Below are 9,823 nucleotides of genomic sequence, written 5' to 3'. Positions count from 1 at the left end.
ATGGCGCGGCGTTTCGAACAGCTCGACGCAGAGCTGCGTTGGAGGGGCAAAACCACGCCTTGCCGAGACTGCGGCCATATCCGCGTCAGGACTAATGGAACCAGCGCGAATTTTCCACGTTATGTCGCGTCCATACCAAGGGGAGGTTTGCGTATGACAGCTTTCATGCCGGTTACGCTGCGCTTTTGCGACAGCAGAACCATGTTGGTCGGCTCGGTGGCCGAGGCCGCCGACGCGCTCAGGCAGCAATGGCCAGACAAGACAGCACCTGGCTATGTCGAGGCGGCCAGGCTCGTCGCCCTGGCCGTGGACGGCACTTGCAGCCAGCGCATCGCTTTCGACGCCCTCACCAGGGCGGCTGGGCAACAGAATATATTGGTGGCCAGGCCAAGAAGCCGCGCCCATGCCTGGCTGGACGCCGTGGTCAGCCCGTGAGGGTTGTGAGGTTGGTGGGCAGGGCCGGGCCGAAAATGTGATGCAACCGCCAGCCAGCGTGGCGCGTTGATAAGAGCGGGGTTTCCAGCCCCGCGCAGAGTGAAGGTGAACGCCGTGGGTACGATGAAGACCGGAGTGCCGCTCAAGGTGCGGATCGACGGGCAGACCGAAGAGATCGACTGCGTCAACGACGCCGCCGACTTCCTGCAGCGCTGGCCGCTCGAGCGGCGCGGCCATGTCTACCGCAGCGCCCTCAACGCCTGCAGCGCTGCCATCGCAGCGCAGATTTCCGAATCCGACGCCATGAAAGTGTTCACCGGCTTTGCCAGGGTGGCCGACATCCTGGAGGCCGAAGGCGGACCGGCCATGACGCTCGAGACAAGGACCGTGCAAAGCCGCATGCCCAAGCAAGGCCGGCAGATACCGAAATAGGGCGAGGAGGTTTCTTTCTCCCCGTTCACGCGGTGAAATGCCCGCCAGGGCAATGAAGGGCGGCGCCAGCGCTTCGGTCGGATGCTTGAAGGTCATGTCTATTTTCAATCCCGCCACGTCAGCGCCCCCCCTCATCCGCCTGCCGGCACCTTCTCCCCCGTAAACGGGGAGAAGGAATGCTAACCCGCCTCCGCCTCAAAAACGCGGCGGCGAAAGCGGGCCTGGTGGTAGGGGCAATAGCTTTTCAGCGCCTTGGTGCGCATGCCGCAACACACCATGTCTGTGCCAGGCCGGCTGCCCGGCGCATCGTTTTCAGGATCTTCTTCCAGCGTCAGGTCCAGCGGCGCGCGGCAGCGGCCGAATAGGCAGTCTATGAAGCGCATCGCCACGCCATGCGGCTGGCGGCCGAGACCCGCCCGCTGCGGCAGCGGCACCTCCAGGCGATAGGCTTCGCCGTCGGCCACCAGCACACCCCCGCGCACCAACAGTCGTGGCGGCTCGCGCTTCGGCCGGACCGGCATGCTGGCGACGCCGGTGACGCGCGCGATGTCGATCGTGCTGGCGGCCACCTTGGCGATGGCTATGCCCGTTCCATTCGCCCGCTTGCTCGCCTTGCGTTTGCCGGCTGGCAGCCGCTTGCCACTGGCAAAGCCGATCGCGTCCAACATGGCGTTGCGGTGCACGATGCCGATGATGGCGTTGCGTGACACGCGCGCGCCGCACAGCGCAGTGAAAGCCGCCGCGATCTTCGAGGCGGAAAGCCCGTCCTTCAGCCAGCGGGCGATCTCTTGCAATTCGGCGTCGGTGTAGCTTGCCATCTCAGGGCTCCATCCAAAGTTCCAAAGTTTTGCCTTCGGCTGCCCGACGTCAGGCAAGCGTCAGGGGTTCGCCCCGGTTGGCCGGGCCGCAGTCAGGGTTGTCCTGTTCGGGGCCGGCTGGCGCCGGTTCGCCTCAGGCTGCGCGGGCCCGCCGCCTGGCCGGGTGAGCGAGGCGTGAAAGCCGTGCCTCGGCAATTTTTCTGTCGGAGGCGGAAACCGCCCTACCCGTCAGCGCGTCGAGCAGGATGACAGTGCCGTCCTGCGTGCGGATGCATGACCGGCCTGCTGGACCGGCAGAACCCGGGCCAGGGCCATCTCGATCGAATGGGGGGCCGGAGCCGCTGGGAGCGGCGGCTCCGGCCGTTCCGGTCGCCGGTGACGGGCGGACCGGATCCGAGGCCGATGCAATCAGGCAAGGCGCCTCGGGCTTCACCCCGGCCGGGGAGGATGGCCGGGACGGAAGGGAATGGCTGACGGTGGTGACCGCCGGGTGCGCCTCATGCGAGGCCGGCGCCACGGCGCCATCGAATCTGGACAGATTTTGCATGTCGGTATATAAGCATAACTCAAAAATATATGCAAGCCATTCTTTCATAGACGAGAGCCACTTTCATCGCTCACATGCGCGCCATGGCAAAAACGCAACTGTCGATCAAGGTCGGGGCGGCGATCCGCCAGGCGCGCAAGCAGCGCGGCCTGGTCATGCGCCACATTGCCGAGCACAACGACACCGATGTCGCGGCCGTCGGCAATTGGGAAACCGGCCGCAACCTGCCCAAGACCGAGAACCTGTTGAAGACCGCCGCCTTCCTGCGCGTCGACCCGGTGGCGTTGGGCAAGGGCGAGGTCGTCTTCCTCGACGATGCCGGCCCGGTCGCCGACGTGGAGATCGTCACCGATGCCGGCCCACCGCCCGCCGGACCGATGGATATCCCGGTGCTGGGCGCTGCCGTCGGCGGCGATGACGGCGATTTCACCTTGAACGGCGAGCCGGCCGGCTATGTCCAGCGTCCGCCCGGCATCCGCAACCTCCCCAAGGTGTTTGCGCTGCACGTGCTGTCCGATTCCATGGTGCCGCGTTACGAACCGGGCGACATGATCTATTGCGGCGGCCGCGAGGCGGTGCCCGGCGACCATGTCGTCATCGAGACCTTTCCCGAAGAAAACGAGCGCAACGGCAAGGCCTTCATCAAGAAGCTGGTCAAGCGCACCACCGCCGAGTTGGTGGTCGAGCAGTACAATCCGCCGAAGACGCTGACCTTCAACCGCTACGCCATAAAACAGGTCTGGCGCGTCATCCCGCTCAAGGAACTTCTGGGGTATTAGAGCGCCGGCTCCCGCAGCGCCCCTCTCCTCACGCCCGCCTCGAACCCTCCAGCGGCGCCTCGCGGTCGTTCAGCATCCGGGCTTCGCTGCGCACGCGCTGGCGTTCGTCGATGAACGCCGCCTGGATCGAAATGGCCACGCCCGGCAGCCCGTCGGCGCGGCAGGCCGAGCAGACGATGCGGCCTGAAAGGGCGGCCAGCGACGTATTCCCCGACACCCCGAACCGCTTCAGCTGATCGGGCCGCCACCATCTGTTGCGGCCGCAATCGGCGCACTCGACCGATATTGAGGCGACATGCGCGATCACTGGTTCCTTGCCTGGCAATGCCATCGCCCCTGCCTCGTCTTTTGTTCCTGATTTGTTCGCATAATCCTGTGTTTTAGGCCGCGAGTCGAGTCGCCCATCTCAAAGATTTCCAAAAGTTTTTCTTCTACATTTATTTGAGTTATGCTTATATCAACTCGCAAATGTGAGTCGGGGCGCGAACCGCCCGCCGCATCGTATCCGGGAGTGACGATGGACGCCCTTGCCGCCGATTTCGCCCGCGCCTGCGGTTACACCGGCGACAGCCCTGCTCTGCTCGAAGCTTTCGAGGCGATCCGCCGCAACGGCATCGAGCGCGCCCGCCAGGATCATGTCAGGCGCAAGGCCGTCATCGACGCGCTGAAGCATTCGCAGGCGCTGTTCCTGGCGGCGATCGGTCCGGCGCTGTCGGCGCAAGAAGCCCTCGAGGACGCCGCCCGCTTCATCGCCTTCTGGCGCAACATGCCGCGCTGGCGCCAGGAGCGGCGCCTGCCCGACCTCATCAGAGCCAGACAGCAGCGCCTCGTGGCGCGCTACTTCCGCCGTTACGGCCACCGGATATGGGCGTTGGAAGCGGCCTGACGACCAGGCATCCAATAGCCTTGCCTCCCTATCCGTCCAGCACCCCTCATCCGTCTCGGCGCTGTGCGCCGACCCAACCTTCTCCCCGAGAGGGACAAGCGACTATCTTCTCACCCGCGACTTCAGCCAGCGGTCAAACGCGACCGCCAGAATCAGGATCAGGCCGATGACGATGCTTTGCGTGTAGGACGAGACGTTGTTGAACTGCAGCCCGTTCTGCAGCACGCCGATCAGGGCGGCACCCACCACCGTGCCGCCGACCGAGCCGATGCCGCCGAACAGCGAGGTGCCGCCGATGACCACGGCCGAGATCACCGTCAGCTCGTAGCCGATGCCGGCCACCGCTTCCGAGGAGTTGAGCCGCGCCGACAGCACGAAGGCGGCCAGACCGGCGAAGAAACCGACGATGACATAGACCGAGACCAGGATACGGTCGACGCGCAGGCCCGACAGCCGTGCCGCTTCGGCATTACCGCCGACGGCATAGACGGCGCGGCCGTAGCGCGTGTAGCGCAGCACGATGTGGCACAGGATGGCGGCGGCTGCGAATATCAGCGCCGGCACCGGCACAGGTCCGATCAGGCCAGTGCCGAACCAGCGCATCGAAGCGTCGAAGCCCGAGATCGGGCCGCCATTGGAAATGGTCAGCGTCAGCCCGCGAAACACCGTCAGCCCGCCCAGCGTGACGACGAAGGGCGGCACTTTCAGCCTGGTGATGGCAAGGCCCTGCACGCCGCCTGCTGCAGCGCCAACCACGACGGCGGCCAGCAGGGCGGCGAACCAGCCATAGCCCAGCGTGCCTGAGGTTGACAGCGACAGCGTGTTGGCGGTGCCGCCCTTGGCGACCACGGCGGCGACCATGCCGCAGAAGGCAAGCAGCGAGCCGACCGACAGGTCGATGCCAGCGGTGAGGATGACGAAGGTCATGCCGAGCGCGATCAGGCCGGTGATCGAGATCTGGCGCGTGATGTTGAACAGGTTGATCGGGTCGATAAAGCTCGGCTTCAGCACAGTGAAGACGACGACCAGTGCGGCCAGGAACAGCAGTGGCCCAAAGCTCATCAGCAGCCGCGCGATGTTGATGCCGCTACGCTGGTTCTGCTCTCCCGCCACGCTCATCGTGCCTGCCCCTTTGCTTCCGGCCCGTTCGCATCCCGCTTGTCGAGTGCCATCAGTTCCATCAGTTTTTCCTCGCTTGCCTCGATCCCCGGCATCTCGCCGGTGATGCGCCCTCGGCGCATGGTGACGATGCGGTCCGACACCGCCAGCACCTCGGGCAGTTCGGACGAAATCATCATCACCGCGATGCCGCGCGCCGCAAGCTGCACCAGGATTTGGTGCACCTCGGTCTTGGCGCCGACATCGACGCCGCGCGTCGGCTCGTCGACGATCAGCACTTTCGGATCGCGCGCCAGCCAGCGCGCCAGGATCACCTTCTGCTGGTTGCCGCCAGACAGGCCCTCGATCGCCTGTTCGACCGAGGCCATGCGGATCGACAGCATCTTGCGAAAACCGGCAAGCGCGTCGCGTTCGCGCCGCTCGGCCATGAAACCCAAGCCGTTGCTGAACGTGCCGAGCGACGCGACGGAGAAATTCGGCAGGATGCCGAGTGCGGCAAAGATCGCCTGGTGCTTGCGGTCCTCCGGCACCAAGCCGATGCCGAGTGCTATGGCATCCGCCGGTGACGCGGGAGCGATTGGCTTGCCGTCGAGCGTGATGGTGCCCGCCGCGATGCGGTCGGCGCCGAAAATGGCGCGCGCCAGTTCCGTGCGGCCCGAACCGACGAGGCCGGCGACGCCGAGGATTTCGCCGGCCTTGAGATCGATATCGACGCCGTCGAGCACGATGGCATGCGGCGCCTCGGGGTCGCGCACCGTGCGCAGGCCGCGCACCGACAGCACGACATCGCCGGCGACCGCGCGCTGCGCCGGCCGCGCATAGAGTTCGGATGCGGCGCGGCCGACCATCTTCTCGATGATCTTCGGCAGCGCGATCGGCCCGCCCTGGCGGTCGAGGTGCCCGGCCAGCCTGCCGTCGCGCAGCACCGTCATGCGGTCGCAGATGGCGGAGGCCTCCTCCAGCCGGTGGGTGACGAACATAATGGCGACCTTGTCCCTGCGCAGCCGGTCCATGATTGACAGCAGCCGCTGCACCTCGGTCTCGGTGAGCGCCGAGGTTGGCTCGTCCATGATGATCAGCCGGCTTTCCAGCGACAGCGCGCGGGCAATTTCGACCAGCTGCTGTTCGGCCACCGACAGCGCCGACACCGGCGTCATCGGATCGATCGAGAGGCCGACGCGGGCGATGATCGCGCGGGAGTCTTCCTCCATCTTGCGCCAGCTGACCAGCCCGAGCGGACCGATCGGTGCGCGGCCGATAAAGATGTTCTCCGCCACCGTCAGAGTCGGGATCAGGCTCAGCTCCTGGTAGATGGTGACGATGCCTAGCCGCTTGGCATCCTGGGGGCTGGACGGGTGATAGTCGGCGCCGTCGAAGGTGATGCGACCGCTCGACGGCGGCATGACACCCGACAGGATCTTGAGCAGCGTCGACTTGCCGGCGCCGTTTTCGCCAAGCAGGCCGAGGATTTCGCCCGGCCGGATGTCGAGCGAGACGTCGCTCAGCGCGGTGACGCCGGAGAAATGCTTGGTGACGCCCTCGACGGCAAGCAGGAGGGGCGGTGACGATACGGCTTCAGCTAACGGCAATGGTTGCTCCCTGAGTCATCGAACGTCAGCGCTGCCCCTCACCCTTACCCTCTCCCCGTATAGAGACGGGGAGAGGGGGTCGCCAGCGTCAGAGCGATTCCCTTCTCCCCGTCGCTACACGGGGAGAAGGTGCTGGCAGGCGGATGAGGGGCGGCGCCAGCTTCGGCGATCTGTGCGCAACCTGCCCAACTACTTCGTCTCGCCAATCCGCTCGGCCTTGTCGAGATTGTCCTTGCCGATGACGATTGGCGTCAACAGCACCAGCTTCTCCTTCGGCTCGGTCTTGTCCTTGGCGTAAGCCACCGCGATGCGTACCGCCGTGCGCGACTGTTCGCCGGGGAACTGCTCGACGGTGCCGGCGAGCTTGCCGTCACGTACAGCGACCAGCGCTTCCGGCAGCGCGTCGAAGCCGTAGATTTTCACATCGGTGAAGTTGCGCGCCGCACACGCCTCCATGGCGCCGAGCGCCATGTCGTCATTGGCGCAGACGATGGCATCCGGCTTGCCGTTGGCGGCAAGGCCGGCCTCGGTCACCGACAGCGCCTCGGCGCGGGCGAAGTTGGCGGTCTGCTCGAATACGACCTGGTACTTGTCCTTCAACGGATCGAGCACATTGTGGACACCCTTGTTGCGATCGATCGCCGGGCCGGCGCCTGGCTGACCCTGCAGATGGAAGATCTTGGCGCCATCGGGGAACGCCGCCACCATGGCGTTGGCCTCCGCCTCGCCGCCCTTGACGTTGTCGGCGCCGACATGGGCCAAAATGCCATCGACACCGTCGACGCGGCGGTCGATCGTCACCACGGGAACACCGGCCTTGACCGCTTCCTCGATTGCCGGCGCCAGCGCGTTGACGTCGAGCGGCGAGATGACGATGGCGTTGACCTTCTGCACCAGCGCCGCCTCGATGTCGGCAGTCTGCTTGGTGGCCGAGTTCTGGCCGTCGCTCTCGGTCAGGTTGACGCCTTGCACGGCGGCCTCGGCCTTGATCTCGTTCAGCATGTGCACGAAGAACGGGAAGCCGAGATTGGGCACCGAGCCGAGGATGGTGAGCTTGTCCTCGGCAAACACCGAGGGCGCGGCAAGCATCATGGCGCCAAAGGCCGCGGACGACAGCAGGAATTCACGTCTGTTCATAGAGTTCCTCCTCCACAGGGACGCATCATCCCCAAGGCCGTGATTGGTCTTGGGAAGGGATCATGCGCCGGTTCAAAGTGTTGGAGCATCCTCCGTGCGCCCGAAAACGCGTGCAGCTCCAGCTGATCGCCGCTGTTGAAAAGTGCCTCCCATCGACGTCAGCGCGGGATGCTAACCCAGGGTCATCCGTTTACGCAATAATCGATAGAACGGAACTGTTGGGCAAATTATCGGAATTGTCGGATTTTTGGATTTCTGGGGTCGGCAACGCCTTACCGTTCGCGGCCAGCGTTCTGTTTGCGAGCGTTTTTCCGATTGACGCGGCAATGGGCGTCTTTTATAGAACCAAATAGTTCCAGAACTAAATGGTTCCAAAATGGCAACCCAGATCTCCCTCGACGACACATTCGCAGCGCTGGCCGATCCGACGCGCCGCGCCATCCTTGCCCGATTGCTTGACGGCGAAGCCTCGGTCGCCGAACTGGCGCAACCTTTCGCGCTGACCGTGCGGGCGATCTCCAAGCATGTCGGCGTGCTGGAGCAGGCAGGCCTGGTCACCCGCAGCCGGTCGGCGCAGAAGCATCTGAGCCGCATCGAACTCAGGCCGCTGCGCGACATCGACCGCTGGCTGGACGGCTATCGCAAGCTTTGGGAAGGCCGCTTCGACCGCATGGAGGACTTGTTGCGACGCGACGCGGACAAACCGGCATGAGCGAGCCCATGACCTCGACGGCCGACCGCAGCTTTGCCATCGAGCGCACTTTCGACGCCCCGGTCGAGCGTGTCTTCCGGCTGTGGACGGATCCTGCACTGGTGGCGCAATGGTGGGGTATCAAGGACTGCACCATTCCCCATTGCGTGCTGGACGTGCGTGTCGGCGGCCGCTGGCGCATCGACATGCGCACCTCGAGCGGTGCGCTCTACCGCAACCAGGGGACCTATCTCGAAATCGTGGGGAATAGCCGACTGGTTTATTCCGACGAGCCGGATCCCGAATTGCGCGAATGGGCCGGCAAGCCGCCGGGGCAAAGCCGCCATACGGTGACCTTCACGCCGGATGCGCAGCGAACCCGCGTCCATTTCGAGGTGACGCTGGCCAGCACCGCCGACCGCGAGCGCCTGCTGGCACTCGGCATGCGCGGCGGCTGGACGCAGAGCTTCGACCGGCTCGAGCAACTGATAGGAGCGACCCATGCTGGCTGAAAACGCCGAGCCGACCACGCAGGCCGTCCTGTCGCGGGATGGAACGCCGATCGCCTGCGAGCGCCGCGGCAAGGGCCATCCGCTCATCCTCGTCGACGGCGCGCTTTGTTCCCGCACTATGGGCCCGAGCCTTCAACTCGCCAGGGCGCTTGAAGCCAGCTTCACCGTGTTCCGTTATGACCGCCGTGGCCGTGGCGACAGCGGTGACACCACGCCCTACGCGGTCGAGCGCGAGATCGACGACATCGAGGCCGTGCTCCAGGCAGCTGGCGGCGAGGCCTTCGTCTGGGGCATGTCGTCAGGTGCCATGCTGGCGCTGATGGCGGCAAGCCGCCTGCCCGGCATCGGCAAGCTGGCGCTCTACGAAGCGCCGCTGATCGTCGACGACAGCCGCGAGACCACGCAAGGCGACTGGGCAAAGATCCGGGCCGCGATCGCTGAAGACCGGCGCGGCGACGCGGTGACCGCCTTCCTCAGATCGGTCGGCATGCCCGGCCTGCTGATTGTCTTCATGCGGCTGACGCCGATCTGGCGCAAACTCAAGGCGGTGGCGCATACATTGCCCTATGACGGCGCCATCGTCGCCGGCGATCAGCTCGGCAAGATGCTCGACCCTGCCCGCTGGGCCTCTGTGCGCGTGCCGACGCTGGTGACCGATGGCGGCAAGAGCCCGCTCTGGATGCAGCGTGGAAACAAGGCGCTGGCCGAGGCGCTGCCCAATGCCCGCTACCGGACGCTGGCCGGCCAGAATCACATGCTGAAACCCACCGTGCACGCACCGGTGCTGACGGCCTTCTTCAACGGGCTGGAGTAGCCTCGTCCGGTAAGAATGGCTTCGTGGAAGGAGACAGCCCGCCATCGCCGCATGTGAGCGGGCC

At 65.4% G+C, this 9,823-nt stretch carries 12 protein-coding genes and 1 pseudogene; 7 read left to right on the top strand and 6 right to left on the bottom strand.

Annotated elements, in window-relative coordinates; genetic code table 11:
* The first annotated feature begins 153 nt into the window (after nucleotides 1-153).
* Entirely contained in the window at nucleotides 154-435 is a 282-nt protein-coding gene (locus AC1DZU_RS06990) for a DUF982 domain-containing protein (RefSeq protein WP_477283018.1), read from the top strand.
* Nucleotides 436-558: 123 nt separating this feature from the next.
* Nucleotides 559-867, top strand: coding sequence for a DUF982 domain-containing protein (locus tag AC1DZU_RS06985; protein WP_477283285.1), 309 nt, complete (start codon nucleotides 559-561; stop codon nucleotides 865-867).
* Between the two features lie 179 nt (nucleotides 868-1,046).
* Here AC1DZU_RS06985 and AC1DZU_RS06980 read toward each other — a convergent pair whose 3' ends face one another.
* Nucleotides 1,047-1,685 (bottom strand): GcrA family cell cycle regulator, encoded by a 639-nt coding sequence (locus tag AC1DZU_RS06980; protein WP_477283016.1) that lies wholly within the window; start codon nucleotides 1,683-1,685, stop codon nucleotides 1,047-1,049.
* A gap of 621 nt (nucleotides 1,686-2,306) precedes the next feature.
* Between AC1DZU_RS06980 and AC1DZU_RS06975 the strand changes: the two genes are divergently transcribed.
* The gene (locus AC1DZU_RS06975; protein WP_477283014.1) at nucleotides 2,307-3,011 is read left to right on the top strand and encodes an XRE family transcriptional regulator; all 705 of its coding nucleotides are present in this window, start codon (nucleotides 2,307-2,309) and stop codon (nucleotides 3,009-3,011) included.
* Nucleotides 3,012-3,039: 28 nt separating this feature from the next.
* On the opposite strand, the gene AC1DZU_RS06970 is transcribed toward AC1DZU_RS06975, so the two are convergent.
* Nucleotides 3,040-3,342: a hypothetical protein gene (locus AC1DZU_RS06970; RefSeq protein WP_477283012.1), complete on the bottom strand. Its 303-nt coding sequence runs from the start codon at nucleotides 3,340-3,342 to the stop codon at nucleotides 3,040-3,042.
* A 186-nt stretch (nucleotides 3,343-3,528) separates the two neighbouring features.
* On the opposite strand from AC1DZU_RS06970, the gene AC1DZU_RS06965 reads away from it, so the two are divergent.
* Nucleotides 3,529-3,897, top strand: coding sequence for a hypothetical protein (locus AC1DZU_RS06965; protein ID WP_477283010.1), 369 nt, complete (start codon nucleotides 3,529-3,531; stop codon nucleotides 3,895-3,897).
* Between the two features lie 102 nt (nucleotides 3,898-3,999).
* On the opposite strand, the gene AC1DZU_RS06960 is transcribed toward AC1DZU_RS06965, so the two are convergent.
* The 4 genes and pseudogenes from AC1DZU_RS06960 to AC1DZU_RS06945 all read right to left on the bottom strand — a co-directional run bounded on the left by AC1DZU_RS06960 (nucleotide 4,000) and on the right by AC1DZU_RS06945 (nucleotide 7,742).
* Entirely contained in the window at nucleotides 4,000-5,016 is a 1,017-nt protein-coding gene (locus tag AC1DZU_RS06960; RefSeq protein WP_477283008.1) for an ABC transporter permease, read from the bottom strand.
* Complete coding sequence (locus AC1DZU_RS06955; RefSeq protein ID WP_477283283.1) at nucleotides 5,013-6,107, bottom strand: sugar ABC transporter ATP-binding protein; 1,095 nt, start codon at nucleotides 6,105-6,107, stop codon at nucleotides 5,013-5,015. The genes AC1DZU_RS06960 and AC1DZU_RS06955 overlap by 4 nt, the downstream gene beginning before the upstream one ends.
* Nucleotides 6,081-6,509 (bottom strand): annotated as a pseudogene (locus AC1DZU_RS06950) (ATP-binding cassette domain-containing protein); the annotation flags it as partial. The gene AC1DZU_RS06955 and the pseudogene AC1DZU_RS06950, both read right to left, overlap by 27 nt.
* Nucleotides 6,510-6,794: 285 nt before the next feature.
* Nucleotides 6,795-7,742, bottom strand: a complete 948-nt coding sequence (locus AC1DZU_RS06945) for a substrate-binding domain-containing protein (protein ID WP_477283006.1) — start codon at nucleotides 7,740-7,742, stop codon at nucleotides 6,795-6,797.
* Nucleotides 7,743-8,118: 376 nt separating this feature from the next.
* On the opposite strand from AC1DZU_RS06945, the gene AC1DZU_RS06940 reads away from it, so the two are divergent.
* From AC1DZU_RS06940 to AC1DZU_RS06930, 3 genes are read left to right on the top strand one after another with little or no spacing between them, the layout of a single operon-like run.
* Nucleotides 8,119-8,454, top strand: coding sequence for an ArsR/SmtB family transcription factor (locus AC1DZU_RS06940; protein ID WP_477283004.1), 336 nt, complete (start codon nucleotides 8,119-8,121; stop codon nucleotides 8,452-8,454).
* Nucleotides 8,451-8,945, top strand: a complete 495-nt coding sequence (locus tag AC1DZU_RS06935; protein ID WP_477283002.1) for an SRPBCC family protein — start codon at nucleotides 8,451-8,453, stop codon at nucleotides 8,943-8,945. The genes AC1DZU_RS06940 and AC1DZU_RS06935 overlap by 4 nt, the downstream gene beginning before the upstream one ends.
* Entirely contained in the window at nucleotides 8,935-9,759 is an 825-nt protein-coding gene (locus tag AC1DZU_RS06930) for an alpha/beta fold hydrolase (RefSeq protein ID WP_477283000.1), read from the top strand. Before AC1DZU_RS06935 ends, AC1DZU_RS06930 begins: the two co-directional genes overlap by 11 nt.
* Nucleotides 9,760-9,823 lie beyond the last annotated feature (64 nt).

Source organism: Mesorhizobium sp. P2_A12 (assembly GCF_056405075.1).
This window is presented reverse-complemented; position numbering and strand designations above follow the sequence as displayed.

Excerpts from the sequence above, each read along its gene's own strand:
- AC1DZU_RS06990 (WP_477283018.1), top strand. The coding sequence starts at position 154 with ATGACAGCTTTCATGCCGGTTACGCTGCGCTTTTGCGACAGCAGAACC.
- AC1DZU_RS06985 (WP_477283285.1), top strand. The coding sequence starts at position 559 with ATGAAGACCGGAGTGCCGCTCAAGGTGCGGATCGACGGGCAGACCGAA.
- AC1DZU_RS06980 (WP_477283016.1), bottom strand. The coding sequence starts at position 1,685 with ATGGCAAGCTACACCGACGCCGAATTGCAAGAGATCGCCCGCTGGCTG.
- AC1DZU_RS06975 (WP_477283014.1), top strand. The coding sequence starts at position 2,307 with ATGCGCGCCATGGCAAAAACGCAACTGTCGATCAAGGTCGGGGCGGCG.
- AC1DZU_RS06970 (WP_477283012.1), bottom strand. The coding sequence starts at position 3,342 with ATGGCATTGCCAGGCAAGGAACCAGTGATCGCGCATGTCGCCTCAATA.
- AC1DZU_RS06965 (WP_477283010.1), top strand. The coding sequence starts at position 3,529 with ATGGACGCCCTTGCCGCCGATTTCGCCCGCGCCTGCGGTTACACCGGC.
- AC1DZU_RS06960 (WP_477283008.1), bottom strand. The coding sequence starts at position 5,016 with ATGAGCGTGGCGGGAGAGCAGAACCAGCGTAGCGGCATCAACATCGCG.
- AC1DZU_RS06945 (WP_477283006.1), bottom strand. The coding sequence starts at position 7,742 with ATGAACAGACGTGAATTCCTGCTGTCGTCCGCGGCCTTTGGCGCCATG.
- AC1DZU_RS06940 (WP_477283004.1), top strand. The coding sequence starts at position 8,119 with ATGGCAACCCAGATCTCCCTCGACGACACATTCGCAGCGCTGGCCGAT.
- AC1DZU_RS06935 (WP_477283002.1), top strand. The coding sequence starts at position 8,451 with ATGAGCGAGCCCATGACCTCGACGGCCGACCGCAGCTTTGCCATCGAG.
- AC1DZU_RS06930 (WP_477283000.1), top strand. The coding sequence starts at position 8,935 with ATGCTGGCTGAAAACGCCGAGCCGACCACGCAGGCCGTCCTGTCGCGG.